This is a genomic window from Paenibacillus sp. EKM211P (assembly GCF_011066175.1).
GTDB lineage: Bacteria > Bacillota > Bacilli > Paenibacillales > Paenibacillaceae > Paenibacillus > Paenibacillus polymyxa.
Window position 1 is genome coordinate 1 of record NZ_JAAMNS010000009.1, and the last position, 20,408, is coordinate 20,408.

2 protein-coding genes are annotated in these 20,408 nt (G+C 42.8%); both read right to left on the reverse strand.

The features are described from left to right. A partial coding sequence (locus G9G57_RS14315; protein ID WP_164965107.1) for a non-ribosomal peptide synthetase occupies window positions 1–4,570 on the reverse strand: 4,570 nt, incomplete at its 3' end. A gap of 16 nt (window positions 4,571–4,586) precedes the next feature. Continuing rightward, window positions 4,587–20,336 (reverse strand): non-ribosomal peptide synthetase, encoded by a 15,750-nt coding sequence (locus G9G57_RS14320; RefSeq protein WP_164965108.1) that lies wholly within the window; start codon window positions 20,334–20,336, stop codon window positions 4,587–4,589. Window positions 20,337–20,408 lie beyond the last annotated feature (72 nt).

Consider the following 20,408-nt stretch of genomic DNA (forward strand, 5'->3'; position numbering starts at 1 on the left):
ACAATTGATGAATCGTCTTCTCCCTTGGATAAGGCGCAGCCGTCCCGTTGAATTTCTTCAAAATCACTTCTTTTTCTACCGTTGTTAATAAATCTGTATCACCTATCGTTTGTGTGCTATGAGCTACAAAAGACCTTAGCACCACCACCATATGATCCAAGAAGCGTTCGACAGTGTCCTTTTGGAACAAAGCACTGTTGTACTCCAAATTTAAATGAAGATAGCTGCCTGTTTCTTCCGCGCTCAAGGTTAAATCAAATCGGGAAACACCTGGATTGAACGGAAACGGTTTGAATTCCAACCCACTAGATTGTAGGGGTTGTCCTTTTGTATTTTGCATAACAAACATGGTGTCGAAGATCGGGCTTCGGCTCACATCTCTCCGCAGCGCAAGCTTTTCGACCAATTGCTCAAAGGGATATTCCTGATGCTCAAAAGCAGATAAAACCGCTTCCTTAACTTCATCCAAAAAAGCAGAAAGACTCTTCTCCGATGAAGGGCTAGTACGCAGTGCCAACGTATTTACAAACATGCCGACGATCTTTTCCGTGTCTGGATGTCTCCTCCCAGCAACCGGCGTACCGATGACAATGTCATCTTGTCGTGCATGCTTGGACAAAACAACGTTATATACAGCCAGTAAAATCATGAATAATGTACTTTGAGTTTCAGCTGCGAGTTTATGAAGTGGCTCTGTTATATCATCGCCCAGGATTCGAGATACCGTGTTACCTTCATAGCTTTGAATAGACGGTCTTGGAAAATCCGTTGGTAGCTCCAGTACAGGTGGCTCATTTTTAAAAATGTCCAGCCAGTAGGATTCCTGATCTTTAATAAATCCATGATTTACTTGCTCATTATGCCAGCTAGCATAATCTTTGTACTGAACGGATAGAGGCGGAAGTGCTTGTCCATCATACGATTTTACAAATTCATCCATAATAATAGACATAGAAACGCCATCCGAAATAATATGGTGCAAATCAACCAGCAGCATATTTTGGTTCTCTGTCAACGGAATCAGCTCGCCTCTTAATAAAGGGGCACGGCTCAGGTCAAACGGTTGGACGAATTCACTTAGCACCGTTTCTATTTGCTGTTCCTCTAAATCCTCTTTGCTGGTCAGACTATGAATCTTCAACTCAAATTCTACTTCGTCATGTACGCTTTGAACCGGCTCTCCGTTGATCCATGAAAATGAAGTGCGCAATGCTTCATGCCTGTGAATCAGAGTGGTGAATGCCATTTTCAACCGCTCCTGATCCAGATGGCCTTGAACGAGCATGACAGAAGGCATATTGTAAACCAGTTCCGCTCCTTCAAGTTGATGCAGTATCATCTGACGTCTTTGCGAGGAGGAAACCGGATAATAGGTTTGACCAGAAAGTAGAGCAATTTCGGTAAATGTACCTGCCCCTCTCCCGATGGTACGTTCAATGAGTTTGCTCATGCTTTCCACAGTTGGATACTCAAATATTTCACGCATAGGCAACTCGACCTGGAATTCTCGAATAATTTTCCCGATCAGTATTGTAGCCTTCAGCGAATGTCCACCCAGTTCAAAAAAATGGCTGTGTACACCTATTGGGCTCACATGCAGAATATCCTCCCACAAACGTACTAGACGAGTTTCTGTATCTGTACGAGGAGCTACAAACCCCTGCTCCCGAATCACATGATGGGGCTCAGGAAGCGCTCCTCGGTTCACCTTTCCATTAGTCGTAAGAGGTATCGCAGCAATCTGTATTAGATGAGCAGGTACCATATACAAGGGTAGAGACGCTTTCAAATAGGATCGTATTTCCTGTGTTAAGAGTTCACGGTCAGACACAATATAAGCGCATAAATACGTTTCGTCCTCTTGGTCTTTTCTAGATAGAACAACGGCCTCTCTGATGTCATGATGAGAGAGCAGGACCTTTTCGATTTCTCCAGTCTCAATACGATATCCACGAATTTTCACCTGATGGTCTGTTCTTCCGAGATACTCCACATTGCCATCAGGAAGCCACTTTGCCAAGTCCCCTGTTTTATACATGCGCTCTCCGATAACGAAGGGACTATCTGTGAATCTTTCGTCCGTTAGATCAGGTTGATTAATGTAGCCTAGGGCTACTCCTGTACCAGCAATATAAAGTTCCCCCGGAATACCGACAGGAAGCAGTCTCCCCTCCTGATCCAAAATGTACAACCGGTTATTGTCAATCGGCTTACCGATTGGAATACTCTGCAAATCATCTCCATCCGGGCAATCAAACCATGTTGCATCCACTGTTGCCTCTGTTGGTCCGTATAAATTATGCAGAGTTGTGCCATTCGGCTTTCGAAGCAGAGTATTAAACCGTCTGGCTTGCTTTACTGTTAGTGCCTCCCCGCTAGCGAAAACTCGTTTAATACTGCTGAGTTTTCCCTCTGCTTGGTGCTGCTCAACATACTCCAAAAAAACAGACAACATGGAAGGTACAAAATGAAGGGTTGTAATTTTCTGCTCTGCCACCGTGTTCACCAGTAGCTTGGGATCCTTCTCCCCATCAGGTGGAAGAAAGTAGACTGAAGCTCCGGCTATAGCCCACCAAAATAGTTCCCATACAGAAACATCAAAGGTGTAAGGTGTTTTCTGTAAAATGATATCGTCCACACCAATCGGATACTTTTTTTGCATCCAATGAAGTCGATTCACTATAGAGGTGTGACGAATCATAACTCCTTTAGGCTTACCTGTAGAACCGGAAGTATAAATTACGTAAGCTACATCCTCCGGCCCACTGTAAGGTTCAAGATTAGTTTTTTCAGTTGCCCAGTCTGCTCCGATCGCAAGCACGCTGATATTCTGTGAAAGATCCTTCAGTGTAGATTGGATTTCCTGCTGCACCAGCAGGATGGAAGCTCCGCTGTTACCCGCTATATATTGAATTCGTTCCAGAGGATCCTCTGGATTGATTGGCAAGTAAGCCCCCCCTGCCTTAAGAATAGCCATGATCCCGACTAGCATCTCCGGTGAGCGATAGGCTGCAATCCCAACAATCTGGCCAGTTTGCACCCCTTTCATCCTCAAGACGCGAGCCAATCGATTAGCCCGTTCGTTCAATTCCAGATAAGTTAACCGCCCATCAGCAAATGCTGCTGCCAAACGATTCGGCGTCAGCGCCGCCTGCTCTTCGAAAAGCTGTTGAATCGTTTGACTTTGAGGATACAAGGCATTTGTATCATTAAAATCTCGCAGGATTCTGTGTTTTTCCTCGCCAGAAAGCAAATCAATATCGTCCACATCCATGTGCGGATTAGAGACTACCTGTTCAGCTATTTGTTTTAGGTGCAGTTCAATTCTTTGAATATCTGAAGCTTGATAAGCAATACTATTATATCCGAACTTAACTTTCAATTCTTTACCAGGAATGACTCCAATATTAAAATCATAATTCGTTTGCTCAAAACCTTCGGTTTCCACAATTGAAACAAGCTGTTCTCCTTCGCCACCCGCAAGCTCTTCAGTAATTGGGTAGTTCTCGAACGCTATGATATGGTGGATCAAGTTCTTACCCAGTGGGGTTAGCATCTGGATATCAGCCAAGGATAGAAAATGGTACTTCCCCGATTCCATCATGTTCTGCTGAAATTGTTTAATTATTTGAGAAAATGTTTGTGCTTCTTTATGACAAATACGTACAGGAATCGTATTAATAAATAATCCAACCATTTTCTCCGACCCTTCCAGCTCAGCTGGACGGCCGGAAACAACGGAACCAAATACCACATCCTTGGTGTCATTGTATCTTTGCAGCAACAGACCCCATATCCCGTGAAATACAGAACTTAAGGTTACCTGATTTTGCTGTGCTATCATTTCCAAACCACGGGTTAACTGCTCATCCAAGGTAAAAATATGGTTGTTCAGCTTGTAGCTTCCATCCTCAGTTGACTTGCTGCTAAGAGGTAAGCCACTTTGCTCTTCCACACCTGATAATTGTTGTTCCCAATAAGCAAGAGCTGTCTTTCTATTTTGCTGCCCTAACCAACTGATATATCGGCTATACGGAAATACAGCGTCCAATTCTGGCTTCTGCTTGATGGAATAAGCTCTGTAAATTTGGAACAGATCCTTCGCAATGGTACCAATACACCAGCCATCCATAATGATGTGATGGAAGCTTAGAACCATTTTGCAGCTTGTATCACTTAATGCAAGAACACTTATCCGAATAAGGAGATCTTTTTCAAGATCAAAACGCATTTTCCGATCATTAATCGTAAAATTATCAACATATAAACGTTGTTCTGCTTCATTTAATTCAGTAATGTCTCTATAATCAATCGTTGCTTCCTTATTAGCCAGCACGACTTGTAACGGTTGGTCTGTTTCTTTATAAACAAACACAGTCCGTAACACATCATAACGGTCAATTAGGGTTTGGAAGCTTTCCTTCAGCGTCTCTGCATTCAACCGTTCATTTAAGGTAATGACCGTTTGATCAAAATATGCTTCTGAGTGCTCGTCTAAAATGGAGTGATATAGAAGCCCCTCCTGCATGGGTGTCAATGGATAAATGTTTTGAATGAGTGCGTTTCTCATACGGCTCACCACTTTGCTACAAGTTTAGTTTGTTACTTAAGAGTTGGGACAGGTTCTGAAACTCATCGATTGACAACTTGTCATAGAGAAAATCAGTTGGACTTTGTTCCGTTACTTGTTTGCTGCAGCAATGGTCGATTAGATTCGTCAAATGTTCTTGGAATAAAAATAATAGTTGTTCAATGGTTTGTTGCTGGTATTCTTGCTTGTTATAGTTGCATGTAATAATTAATTGTTCGCTTTCATTAATAATGCAGTTGATATCTAACGCTACAGATCTTTCCGTGAAGGGACTAGCCTCTTCTCCAGAGGAAAATTTAGAAAGTGTAAATACATCTGTATCTAGTTCCGTATCAAAACGCCCCATATAATTAAAGGCAATTTCAGGAGCGGCCTGAAATGCAGTCACACCAGACTCATTCACTTGAGCATAGTTTAATACCCCATACCCAAAGCCCTTGTTCGGTATCCTTCTATGGCTGTCTTTAATGTTCTTAATCTGATATGAGAGATCATGCGCATTGTCCACTTCCAGTAAAAATGGATACATTGTTGTGAACCAGCCAACAGTTCTGGAAATGTTCATTTCCTGAAATACTTCTTCTCGCCCATGCCCTTCAAGATAGATCAACACACGAGACTGCTGAGTCCATTCTTTGATACTTAATCCAAGAGCAGTGAGCAAAATGTCATTAATTTCAGTATTGTAGGCCTGGTGCACCTGTCTTAACAATTTGCTAGTGTTCTCATTATCAAGTGATACATTTACATTTTCACTATCACGCAACATGTTGGTTTCATAGGAGCTGTCTTTAGGCAACGCTCCAGACTGAGTTTGCTCCAGCTGTGCCCAGTATTCCAGTTCCTGCGCCAGCTCCTCGCTTGTTGCATATTGGCTTATTTCTTGTGCCCATGAGCGGTAAGAATCCGTTTTGTCTGGCAAGTGTAGTGCTGTCCCCTGCTGATATTGCTGATAAAGGGACGTAAAATCTTGTAAAATAATTCTCCACGAAACCCCATCAACTACCAGGTGATGAACCGCAATGAGCAGGTGATCCCCCTCAGCAGTCCGGAATAATCCAAGCTTCATTAAAGGACCGGTGGTGAAATCGAAACTACTTTGAATAGCCGTCGCTTCTTGCTCAATCCATGCTTCTGCTGGTAGACCTTCAGGCAGTGATTTTATCGTCAAGGATAGTGGTTGATTGTTTAGTCCTTCATTGTATTGAACGATGCGATCTTCTCTCTGACAGAATGTCATTCTTAAGGCATCATGATGTTTAACGATGCAGTCAAATGCAGCCATAATCCCTTGCTCATCAAAACCGTCTTCAGAAAATAGCATGACGGACTGATTAAAATGCTGAGGACTTACCTTCTGTAGATGGAAGAATCGCTGCTGTATTGGCGTTAAAGGCAGCTCTCCCTCAATGGCTTCCTGACTAATCTTCCGACGGATCACCTTAACGAATGGGCTCAATTGTCTAATCTGAGGGTACAAAAATAATTCTTTAATGCTTAGCTTGTAGCCATGCGTGTTCAAACGTGAGACGATTTGTAGACCCTTAATAGAGTCTCCTCCCAAATCAAAGAAGTTGTGAGTCGCACTTACGCCTGTTACGGCAAGCACTTCCTCCCATATGTGGGCCAGCAATACTTCAGTCTCACCTGTTGGTTCCACATACTCTACTTCTAAGGCACCGCTCCAGTCAGGTTCAGGTAATGCTTTACGGTTAATCTTTCCGCCTGGTGTTATGGGAATCATGTCAAGCGGAACATACACCGAAGGTATCATGTAATCAGGAAGCTCCTTAGCCAACTGTATTTTGATACGATCCGTATCTACTGGATTAGCTGATACCACATAAGCGCATAAATAAGAACTTCCCTTATTTTCTTTGACCATCACGACAGTTTCCTGAATATCAGCTATGCCTAAAAGATGATATTCAATTTCACTAAGTTCAATCCTGTACCCGCGAATTTTGACCTGAAAATCGGATCTACCCAGGAATGCAATATTACCGTCAGGCAAGTATTTAGCTAAATCCCCCGTTTTATAGAGCTTTTCATAGCCAGGCATTGAATAAGGATTATCTATAAAGCTGGCCTTCGTTTTGATCGGATCATTCAAATATCCAATCCCAAGTGGTGTACCTGCAATATACATTTCTCCTGTAACTCCTACGGGAACCCTCTTTAGTCCAGAGTCCAATATATAAATCTTGGTATTGGCAATTGGCTTTCCGATCGGAATTCTGTCTTCATCTCCTGTCACTCGATAAGCAACACAGCCAATACTTGCCTCCGTTGGACCATACAGGTTCGTGATTTGAACATGAGGAAAAATGGTTAAAAACGTATGAACTGTCGATGGCGTAATTTCCTCACCACCAAGAATAACTTGTTGAAGAGAATCCAATTGCTTAGTTCGAGTTGAATTTTGATCTAACTGGTTGACAATAGCATTAAATACGGATGGAACGAAGTCTGTAAAAGAAATACGCTCCTGTTCAATAATATTTGTCATGTACGTAGCATCCACTGTCATGCCTGTTTCCGGCAAAACAGTTGTGCCACCGTTCATTAATGGCCAGAACAATTGCCAGACCGCGCTGTCGTATACATGATGAGTCGTCTGGAGAACACTTTGTGCAGCCGATGTTCCAAAATAGTCATTCATCCATAGAAAACGATTGGTGATTCCTTTATGGGCAGCAATAACTCCTTTTGGTTTGCCGGTTGAACCCGAAGTGAAGATTACATAGATTGGTGATTCCATATCTACATCTACTTCCGGGTTACTGATAGCGTTACTCCTCTTTTCGACTACAGAGCAGTCTATAACTAGATACTCTTCAGCATTTATTTCTGAGCTGATAGGTGTACTTGAATTGACCAATAGGGTAGAACTTCCCAAATCCTGCAGGGCGCTCTGTAAGCGGTCAATAGGCCACTCTGTATCAAGAGGCGAAAAAGCAGCACCTGTTTTCATAACAGCCAGCATGGATACTACCAGTTCCAGGCTCCGTTCCATGAGTATAGGCACATAACTTCCAAGTCCAATTCCTTTAGCCAACAAATTGCTTGCTATCGCGTTCGCCTGATCATTTAACTCCTTGTAGGTCAGCACCTGATCTTGATAGATAACAGCTTTAGCATCCGGTCTTCTATCAGCCTGCTCCTCAATATAATGATGTATGGGTCTTGGCTGTAGATAAGCTATATGAGTGCTGTTATACCGTTCCTCCATAGCAGCCGCTTCTGTTGCGCTTAGAAGATTAATATCAGTCAATGCCATATCAGCGTTTTGGACTACTTCCTCCAATACATTCAGGTAATGCTCGACGAGAAGCTCAATGGTTTCTTTTTTATACAGTTTTGTACTGTACTCAAATTCCAGATGAACTCTCCCAGCCTTTTGTTCGGCATTCAGTACAAGATCGAATTTGGAAATACCCGTTTTGAACGGATATAGCTCAAAATTAAGGTTATCGGCTTGCCACTGCTGTGCATCCGTATTCATAAAGGAGAACATCGTGTCAAACAACGGATTTCGACTCAGGTCTCTCTTGATGGACAGCTTATCAACCAGTTCGGCAAATGAATACGATTGATTTTGCAGAGCTTGCAGCGTGTTTTCTTTTACTTCGTTCAAAAAGGTTTTGAAGCTCTTATGACTAGCCGGATGGTTTCGAATAGCCAGTGTATTAACGAATAACCCTACGATCCCATTGGTATCTGCATGCGTTCGTCCAGATGTTGGGATGCCGATTACGATATCTTCCTGTCCCGCATATTTCCCCAGCAGCACATTATAGGCAGCAAATAGAAGCATAAAGAGTGTGCTATCTGTTTGAATACACGTGAGATTCAACTGTTCTATAAGCTTCTCGGACAGTTCGACTTTCACCATATCTCCAACAAAACTCTGCAATTGTGGCCGCTGATAGTCTGTAGGCAGATCTAGTACGGGAAGCTCCCCTTTATATTGATCAAGCCAATACTGTTCTTGCTTTGCATGAATTTCTGTATTCGATCTGAGCCAAGCAGAGTAATCTTTGTATTGAAGCGGTAAAGCGGGAAGTTCTTCTCCCTTGTACAGCTTGTTCCATTCGTTAATAATAGTGTCGATAGAAGTACCGTCAGCTATCAAATGGTGCATATCAATAAGAAGCATAAACTTATCACGATCCATTTGAAGAAGCTCCGCCCGAAATAGTGGGGCTTTGCCAACATCAAAAGGACGGATGAAATTATGGATCAATGTATCTATGCCCTTTGTCGTAATATCACCAGCAGCCCGGGCAAAGCCAAGTTCAAAGCTTACCTCTGGTTGTACAAATTGCACCGCTCTATCATCCACATATCCGAACGAGGTCCGAAATGCTTCGTGCCGAGCTAATAATTGCTCAAAGGTACGCTCCACTCTTCTTCGATCTACATGACCTTCGATCATCAATGCTGCCGACATGTTGTAAGCCACACCCGTCTCATCCAGCGGCAGCACGGCCAACAATCTGGATTGTGCTGGAGAAACCTCATAATAAGCTTCCTCAGTCACTGCCTCAATTCGTCGATAATCTGTTGGCTTGGCAGCAAGTATTTTCTTGGAGAGTGCTTCGATTGTTGGTGCCCCAAATATATCTTGAGTCGAAATTTCGATATGAAAGACCTCGTTGATTTTCGCAGTCAACAGAGTAGCTTTCATCGAGTGCCCACCTATTTCAAAAAAATGATCGTGTATACCAATCGGCGAAATCTCCAGCAGATCCTGCCACATTTCGATCAATAGCTGCTCCGTTTCATTATTGGGCCCAACGTGCTGTAATTCTTTGTTGAGATGACCACCTGGTTCAGGCAATGCACTTTTACTAACTTTACCATTTGCTGTCAGCGGCATCGCATCCAACAAAATTACATGGGCTGGTACCATATAGTGAGGCAGGCTTGACGACAAATAGTCTTTCAAAATATCTACTGTAACTGATTCCCGCAAAACGGCATAAGCGCATAAATACGGATTGTCATCTGTTCCTTTAATCACTACTGCTGCCTCTTTTACCGCTCTGTGAGCCAACAATGTGCTTTCAATTTCACCTGGCTCAATCCGGTAGCCTCTGATTTTAACTTGTTGATCTGCTCGGCCAAGATACTCTAGCGTTCCGTCAGGTAACCATCTCGCCAAATCTCCTGTTCTGTAGAGCTTCATATTGTCCAAATAAGGGTGTGGGATAAATTTCTGCGCCGTAAGCTCAGGACGATTACGATATTCTCGCGCAATACCTTTACCCCAAACACATAATTCTCCTGGAAGTCCTATTGGTCGCAACTGCAAGTATTGATCCAGAATGAGAACACCCGTATTTGGAATCGGCTTTCCAATACACCCCACTTCTTCAGGCCCCATATCTCGTAACATCGTTGTAACTACGCTATTTTCTGTTGGGCCATATTCATTGAACAATTGAATGCCAGGATGTTTGGCTTGGCTGGCTTCTACCAACCGTTTCGTTGCTTTCTCACCGCCTAACGTTACAACCTTGAGAGACATGGCTTCATCTGGGGCCAGACCCTCTATAACAGACATGTACATGGAAGGAGTACACACGAGATGTGTAATATGACTTGATAAAATTAAGGTCTTCAGAGCCGATAATTCACTCAATTCCTCATTCGTAGGCAGCACCACCGTACTTCCAGACAGCAGCGGAGTAAAAAAGGCACCCACAAAAGCATCAAATGAGCTAGACAGCAATGGCAGGATACGGTCTGTTGCTTCTAGTGCGTATTCATTTATTCTCCAAGATAACGTATTTAATATCGCTCGATGCTCAATACAAACTCCTTTAGGAGTACCGGTTGAGCCCGATGTATAGATCACATATGCCAAATGACTTGAATCCGATTCCCACTTGGAAGACAACTTGCTTTCTGTTTTATACCACTCATCATCGTCCATATTTAGGACTAAGCCTTCATAAGTAGTAGCATTGTAATTAGATGAGTCATTCAACAACAGGAGCGGAGCCCCGCTATCCTCAAGCATAAAGTGAATTCGTTCTTCTGGATAAGAACTGTCGATTGGAAGATAGGCACCACCGGCTTTTAAAATAGCCAACATACCCACGGCCAAATCTAATGAACGACCCGCCATTAATCCGACTACAGTGTCTGCCCCTACTCCCCGCTTCATTAATGCCCTCGCCAGCTGATTTGATTTCTCGTTCAGCTCTTTATAAGTAATCACATGTCCCTGATGAACTACAGCTACATGATCCGGACTTTTGAGGGCTTGCTCTTCGAATTGCAAGTGCAGCGTTTCTTGTTTCTTCACTATCGATGAAGAGGGCAGATCAAAAGTGTTAAAGCCGTGTATTAGCTGTAACTTCTCTTCCTCAGGTAACCATTCCAACTTCCCAATCTCGCTCCAAGGTTGTTCCAAAATGGAGCGTAGTATTTGTATATAAAGACTAGCAAGGCGATCAATCGTTTCTGATCGGAACAATTGGGTACAATAATTGAAGCGTAAGGCCAGACCCTCCTGCCATTCGTCAGCACTTAGTACAAAGTCGAATTGGGAAATCCCTGGATTGAATTCACTTGGATGAAATTTTACTCCATTGGCTTCAAGCGAACTCATCTCAAAATTCTGCATGACAAACATCGTATCAAACAAAGGATTGCGTCCTTGGTCACGACGGATATCCAGTCTCTCAATCAATGCTTCAAAAGGATAGTCTTGATAATCCATAGCTCGTAGAGTCGTTTCCTTGACCTCTTGCAAAAATGAATGAAAACTACGCTGAGGAGACGGACGGTTCCGCAAAGCTAACGTGTTGACAAACATCCCCATCATCGTTTCCGTGTCCGGATGCTGACGCCCTGCCACCGCTGTTCCTACAATAATATCTTCCTGACCCGTATACTTTGCGAGCAGTATATTATAAGCCGCAAGCAGGATCATAAAAGCTGTAGTCCCCGTATTTTTGGCAAGCTTCTTTAATTCTTCTGTCATCGCTGAAGTGATGTTATACGACAATACAGCCCCTTCGTAGCTTTGATGTAATGGTCTAGGGAAGTCCGTAGGCATTGCCAGTATAGGTAATTCTCCGTTCAAAACATTTTTCCAATAATGTTCCTGTTCAAACAAACGATTACTGGTATACTGTTCCTTTTGCCATGCAACAAAATCTTTATATTGAATTTGGATCGGAGCTAAAACTTCACTCCGGTACAGTTGTACGAGTTCATTAAGGAAAAGGGATAACGAAAGCCCATCTGCAATACTGTGATGCATATCCATGACCAACATATGTTTATTAGCCTCAAAGCGAAACAATTCTGCTCTGAAAAGTGGCCATTGGCGCAGATCAAACGGACGGACAAACAAGCGACTCATCTCGTCTGCATCTTTCTCCAATATTTCTGTGACTTTGATTTCAAAAGTCGGCTCATCATGAATAACTTGTACAATTTCGCCATCCACGATATTAAAAGAAGTACGAAATGATTCATGACGCCGGATCAAATCCAGGCAAGCCTTCTGAAGACGGGGGATATCTAGATCCCCATCAATACGCACCTGACCCGTAATATTGTAGGCTGTACCTATCCCCATATCCTGTAAGACAAACATACGCCTTTGGGCATCTGATACTGCATAATGCGTACATTCTTCGAGCTTTTTAATAGAAACGGCTGTTCCTTGTTTGGCTCCTTCGATCACCTTGGCCAAGGTCGAAACTGTCGGTGAATGGAAAAGTACATTCAAAGGGATTCGTTTACCAAACTCTTGATGAACTCTGGCAAGCAAGAGAGTCGCCTTCAACGAATCTCCTCCTAGATCAAAGAAATTGTCATCAGATCTAACACGATTTAATCCCAGCACCGTTTCCCAAATTTCTCCTACTTTTCTCTCCGTGCTACTAACTGCCTCAACAGGTTCTTTGCTAACAGCTTGTTTCATAGTAGAAAGCTGCGACAAGTCTACATATCCCTGCGAATTTAAGGGCATGTTTTCAAGCTGTACGATCTGTTGAGGTACCCATTGGTCTTGCAAATGATTTCGCAATTGCTTGCGTAGGATTTCCTCTATTCCATCATTAAGACTCGTAACATAAGCAACCAAATGTGTGTCTGCTCTGCCGTCTGTGCTCTGGGCTATCACTTGGCATTCGCTAATTTGTGGAATAGAGGTAATAAATCGTTCAAGCTGTTCAGTATATATGGCATGTCCTTTTATATAGGCTCGCTTCTGAACAGGTCCCAACAATCGCAATTCACCGTTTGCGGTTCGCAAAGCCAGGATTCCTGTCGGTAAATATACTAAATTTTCGGAAGGCGATTCGTTTTCCTGTACTACATGCAATTCCCCGATCGTCCCCACAGGCGCAGGTTGCAGATAATGATCCAGTAAATAGATGGCTCTTGGTGAATCATTGTCCGTAATGTCGCTGGATTCGAGTTCCACATAGTCCCTGTAGTTTTTAGCCCCATATTTCAGTTCATCCTGATTTAAGAGTGAGATATCTACAAAATCCCGTTCCTGCCCATCAGCAATCGTGTTCAGGATGTGCAAAAAGTACTTTGCCCAAATCTGCATTGTTTCTGATGCGGCCAAGCTAGCTTTAATATCAAAATCAAACCAAAGCTCTCCTTCAACCTCCATCACATTGAGAAACATGTCATATTTGGAGTACAGGATCGGTGTCGGTATCAATTCAACATCCAGTCCATGAAAATGAAAATTCTGCATCGGTCGATCCATGTTGAAGATGACATTCATTTCAGGAATCAGTATGTTTTCTATACGCTCAATTAGATCAGCAAAAGAGTAGTTTTGAAGCGGTTCGACTTCCTGCATGACTCGCTTAACTTGTGTCATATACTTAAATAATGATTCTTTGCTGGTAATATGGCTCACAATCGGTAGCATATTAACACAGTTTCCGATCAAATTAACTTGTTCCATTCTAGACTGACCAGAGGTAGGAATACCTACTACTATCGTGGTGTTTCCCGTTAAACGGTGCAGAAATACTTTATATGCTGTCAAAAGTGTGACAAACAGACTGTTACCCGCTTTAATACTAAATTTTTTCAATTTTCTCGTCAGCGTACTGTCTGCCCGAATATTTATTCTTCTTCCACTATACGCTGGTTTCTTCATACCACCGTCCTCTGACGGAATGTCCATGGCGACAGAGACGGAATCCAATGTCTGTGCCCAGTAAGAAACTGCCTCACTCACTCCTGCACGCTCTAGTTCCAACTGTTGCCAAGCTTGAAATTCCCTGAATTTTGGCGGTACAGGCAGCTTGACTATATTTTCACCTTTGCAGAAAGAAGTGTAGACTTGCTCACATTCACGGATAAACACTGCCATTGACCAACCATCCGCAATAATATGATGAAACGTGAATACTACAATATGTTCATCCGGTTTTAAACGTAAAATGTGAGTTCGGAACAATGGTTCTTTGGACGTCAGATCAAACGTCCTTTGCCCCTCTTCCTCAAACCATTGCTTGACCTTTTCTTCATGCTCTGATGGAGGAAATCCTGAGAAATCATTCAGGGAGATGACCACATTCACATTCTCAAGAACATGCTGTTCTTCACCATCGGGGTCAATAACCGTCCGTAGCGACTCATGCCGATTCACAATTGTCTGTACTGAACGTTTTACAGTATCAAGCTGCAGTTGACCCTGCATTCGCAATGCTGCTATCTCGTTGAATGCAGTAGATGAATCACTTCTGGATTGCGTAGCAAACCAAATTTGCTGCTGCTCCTTTGTTAAAGGGAACGATGAGGATTCGAGGGGAACCACATCATTTTTTCGGCTTCCATTTCCATCTGGTGATGGCGTATGGTCAGGTAGGAATCCCCCTTTTCTCAATTCCTCCACACTTTCCTTTACAGCCTGTGTAATTTGTTGAAGGTCTCCATCTGTATGAGAAGTCGATAAAAAGCAATTGCGACCTTCCCATATGTAAATTCCCTTGTCAATCAGCAGATGGAAAAAGAGCTCAATGTCGCCAAACGAAACAAACCGGAATAATGAGCCATAGTTCACCATGTGGATAGGCACACTATTTTGTTTAAAATAAGTATTCAGCTCTGCTACCCATTCGTTGGTTCTTCGGTTCAGTTGTTCCTGAAGATTCGGTCCTTCAGACTTCAAATATTTCAAAGTGGCTAGAGCCGTATGCATGGTCAGCGGATGTGTACAGAAAGTACCACCTACGAACGTTTTAATATTCGTGTTTTCTGGATAGGAGTTATCTCCGAACGACCACACACCTCCATCTACGGTGTCCATAAATTCTGAGCTTCCGGCGACTATGCCAACAGGCATACCTCCGCCCGCCACTTTTCCGTAAGTAACTAAATCAGCTTTAATTCCAAACCAGGCCTGAGCACCTCCTGGATGAATTCTAAATCCTGTGATTACTTCATCAAAAATAAGTGCCGTTCCCGAATGTGCTGTTATCTCGCGAATTTGCTCCAAAAACTCCTTTGGTTGCAAATCCGGTCTTCGACTCTGTACAGGCTCCACCAATACGGCGGCAAGTTCATGTGCATAATGTTTGATAGCTTTTATAGAATCCGGGTGATTATAAGGGAGTACAATTACATCCTCCATCATGCTCGAAGGGATTCCCGGTGCCATGGGCAAAGCCTCTCCCCCGCTTGAGTTCGGATCAGACACGGCAAGTACACCATCGAATGTTCCATGATAAGAACCAGCAAATAGTACTATTTTGGAGCGTCCTGTAGCTGCTCTAGCCAAACGTAAAGCGACCATAACAGCTTCTGACCCCGAATTGTAAAAGGCAACCCGCTCCACTCCTGTTAGCTCGCTAATCAAGGCAGCAACCTCGCCTGCTGTATTCGACATAGGGCCGATCGAAGGCGTACGGTCGTGCACATTGCTCCGTAAAGTATCGGTTAGCCAAGCTGGATTATGACCCAATAAATGAACCCCGAAGCCCATAGTTAAATCAATGTACTCGTTCCCATCCACATCCCATATCCTTGAACCCGAAGCGCTCTCTGAAATGATAGGATATACAATTTCTTTCCAATAGGATCGGAACCCAGACACATGACGATTATTGGCATGAACCAGTCGACTTTCCTGTGTGTATTTCTTGGACCCAAGGGTTCGTTGAGTATATCGTTTAATAAAACGCTGTAAGAAATCATTTTGCCGCGCACTGTATCCACTTTCCTCACCGATCAGTAGAGGTTGATAGGGTACAAAGGGTTTGGATTCAGTAGTTGGATTCACTTTAATTGTAGAAGTGATAGGCACGTCAGTTGCCACAACATGCAGAGATGTAGGCTGAACACTGACTGTGTCTTTGTTTGTGGTTAACGGTGCTGCCTGAATAGTTCCTCCTTGACCGCCACTAAGCATCTCCAGTTGTTTGGTCAACACTTGAGTAAGTCCCAGCTGTTGGTTGTTCAGTAATTCAATTTGTTGAGAGAGTAACTTTTCCAGGCCACCCAACTCGGACGAAGGCTTTGCAGCAACCGTATTTTCCGGATTGACTTCTGTCCGATCATCGACCGTATTTAGAGCATCCGCAGCCGCAACTGATTGGGTGGTATATGTCAAATCTGAAATAAACGTTGTTAGACGATCCAGGTTTGTGACACTTTCAAAAAAGTGGTTCATGGGAACATCCACATTAAATTGTTCTCTAATTTCTTTTTGAACTTGAACTAGCATAATTGAATCCAAGCCCATTTCTAGAAAATGCATCTGCTCATCCAGTTGTTCCACCGTAAAACCAGAAACTTTACTGATTACATCTTTTAATACTTTGGAAATATTCGCTGTGTAGCCGATCTGATCTGTAGCTTGCAGCTCTTTTGGATACGCGGACTCCATACGTCTCTCCTCCCTGCCTACGTTACTTATCTGCACTACTTTTGGAGTAAACCAGCAACGATTTCGTTCAAAAGGGTACAAAGGCAGCGACTGGATTATTTTGATCTCATCCGTATAAAGCGCTTGCCACGGAATAGCCATACCTTTGACATACAGTTCACCCAATTGACGTAGAGCGTGAATATCTGTATGTGCACTTGCTCTGATAGCTGTAATCAATCGACCTACCGTATCATCTTTTTCCCGTTTATGATCAACGCTCTGTTTATGAGAACCTATATACATATCAGGTACATTCTCTTGTTGGTTCCCGGAAGTCCATCGCTCCAACTTGTGTAATAAATCTTCTAAGCTGGAAGTGATAACTGCTAATTTATGTTCCATATGAGCTCTGCCGATATGTGTGGTATAGCACATCTGCTCCAAGGAAACCGCTGGATTTAGGCGTAAATAGTCCACATATTCCTCAACCAAATGATGCAGGCTTCGCTCATTTTTTGCAGAAACCGTAAAAAGATGAACACCATCCGGCGTGTTTACAGATTCCTCATGTGTTCGCGTTTCTATAAACTCCTCCATAACAACATGAGCATTGGTTCCACTGAAACCAAAAGAACTTACTCCGCAGCGAAGTGGGGCATCATTTGAACTTAAATCGGCTACTTCTGTTGTCAAATAAAACGGCGACAATTCAAAATTAATACGGGAACTAGGTTTCTTAAAATGAACCAACGGAGGATTCTTCCTCGTTTGCAGCATCAGAACTGCTTTAATAAGACTGGATATTCCTGCTGCTTCAAATAAGTGACCAATATTGGGTTTGACCGAACCGATTGCACAAAATTGTTTTTTGTCCGTATATTTTTCAAAAGCTTGTGTCAATCCCGCAATCTCAATAGGGTCCCCCAGTTTAGTTCCCGTTCCATGGGCTTCGATAAATGACAGAGTTTCCGGGTGAATAGCCGCATCATTCCAAGCTGCCTCCACCACTTCTGCCTGTGCGGAAGGACTAGGCGCAGTAATTCCTACCGTTGTACCATCCTGATTCACCGCACTTCCTTTTATTACTGCATAAATACGGTCTCCGTCTTGCAAAGCTTGATCGAGAGGCTTCAACAGAACCGCTGCAACCCCTTCTCCTACACCTGTTCCATCCGCTTCTGCATCAAAGGTACGAGCTCTGTAATTTGGCGATTCCATATCTAGTCCCAGCTTCACTGGTAATAGCATCGTTCGGATTCCTCCGGCAATCGCCATCTTGCAATCCCCCGTCGCTAACGCCTTGCAAGCCATATGAATCGCGACAAGTGAAGAGGAGCACGCCGTATCTACTGTTACTGCTGGACCTTTTAAATTAAGAAAGTAAGAAATCCGACTTGCCAGCACTGACGGTAAATTTCCAACAATATACTGGTGAAATTTGTCCGGTTCTCCTTTAGAGAGCATCCGCTCATAATCGTAGCCCACTTTTGAGAAGCCGACGTAAACTCCTACCTTTTGTCCATGAATCCGATCCCCTGCATAACCCCCATCTTCAAGTGCATGCCATGCGGTCTGAAGGAACAATCTCTGATTAGGGTCCATATAGCTAGCTTCCACAGGACTCAGCTTGAAGAACGCATAATCAAATTTATCAATTTCTTCTAGGAAGCCGCCTTCTATAAACTCTTCTTCTCCCTTCCTTTGATCCACAACTGATAAATAATCGATGGCGTCTTGCTTACGTTGAGAGCCTAAGTTCCCGATACAGTCATCGCCTTGGACAATATGATCCCAATACTGTGACACAGATGAAGAACCAGGTAAGTCCAAAGAGAGCCCAATAATAGCCACGTCCTTGCTATGATTGTGATCCGTATCATCCGTAGGAATATGCTGTTGTTCAGAATCAGTAGGGCTCGCTAAAAATTCTGCCAAGTGAGCTATTGAGGGATGATCAAACAAATCGGTAACTGCAAGCTTAATCCCCAGCTGATTTTCAATTTTGTCTGTAATCTGAACCAGTTGTAGGGAATTGGCTCCTAAATCAAAATAGCTGTCTCTCGTATCAACCTCTTCCCTAAGTAATACCTCGCAGCAAATATCGTGAAGTACTTTTTCGATCTCAAACGAAAGTGTAGGCAATTTTTGATTTTTGTTTTCTTGCTCCATAATCCCTTTTAAAACTAATGAAGTCTCCTGATAATGTCCCGCTTCATACTGAGCCGCAAGCTTATACCTCTGCAACTTCCCACTGGTCGTTTTGGGCATTTGCTTAATAGGTATAATATCGTGAACCGCCCATCCTCCATGACGATACAAATGTTTTTTTAATTGAGTTGCAATTGGAGAAAATTTTTCTATCGTCTTTTTGGATACGACAAATACCACAATTTCCTCTGATTCCATCCCATTAACACGAACTCCACACGCCGCCACACGATTAAGTTCGACTCCTTCTACTTCCTCAGCGATACGCTCGATGTCATGAGGGTAAACGTTCTGTCCATTTACAAATATGATATCCTTTGCTCTCCCTGTGACGACTAATTGACCTTCACGGAAGAACCCCAGATCGCCAGTTCTCACCCATCCGTCTAGCGTCAAAAGTTTGGATGTCGAATTCTCGTTGTTATAGTATCTCTTTGTAACATTTTCACCTTTGATTTGTATATGCCCAATAACGCGATCTGCGACTTCCTCATCCTCGTCATTGCATATTCTGATTTCACAATAATCTAACGACTGACCGACTACAACAAATGGCAGAGCATTATGAAAAGTCTTGTCTACCTCCAAGACAGACTCTCCAATGTTTAAGTGCTTACGATCAACATAAACGGTTATATAGTCAGCATCAATTGGCGGGATAGCAACTCCAACCGATGCTTCTGCTAAACCATATGATGCTCGCATACTCGTTCTTTTTAATCCAAAAGGAGCTAATGTCTCAAGAAATGCGTCACATAATTCAGTAGAGATAGGTTCAGCACCATTGATGATGGTACGGATCTTGGACAGATTCCAGTTCATTGCTTTTTCGGGTTTGAAAAATTGCATGAAATACTTATATCCAAAGTTTGGCGAGGATATAATGCTTACTTGATGTTCACTAGCTTTTTTTATCCAAAGTACTGGCTGACGAATGAACAGCGAAGTCGGCATAATGTACTGATTCACTCCAGCAACTAATGGGGTAATATGATTGTAAATTAAACCCATATCATGGGTTAGAGGCATCCACTGCAAGAACGAATCTTGCTCTGTGACGACCGTCCTATTTATAATTCCACTTGTGTTATGAATGAGATTATGATGTGTAAGGATGACTCCCTTAGGATCACCTGTGGAACCGGAGGAAAACTGAATAAATGCTATATCCTCCAATTGAGGGGTGTGTATCTTTGCAAAGGATTGCTTAGGTTGTTCATGGTCTTGAAGAAGTAATTGATGACGATGGCGGATATTTTCGAATAGGTTATTCTGATTGGTTTTCAGGGTATATTTCTCAAGGTCTTTTAATATTTTAGGCTCAATGAGTAAAAAAGGATCGTTAAGAACATCCCAGATTTTAAAAAGCTTCATTCTATGCTCATCATTGTTACCGATGCTGACAGGTACCGGGATCATACCACCAAGAATGCAAGCCCAAAACGCTTTCACAAAATGACGATTATTTTCTATTTGAAATACGATTTCCTGTCCCTGCTTCACTCCTGCATTCTGAAGATTCTCCAGAAACGCTAGAGCTTCCCAATATAAATCTTTATAAGTAAGTGTTGTTTCGTTTTGATCCGACTCAATAAAGGTTATAAATTTATGGTCACTCTTTCCCCGTTCTGTAATAACATCAACCAGGGTTTTGAACCTATTTGTATACATGCTATTCCCCCCGTATATCGTAAGATTTATTAGCTTCCAGTTAATAAATTTACAATTTCCAACATCATTGAT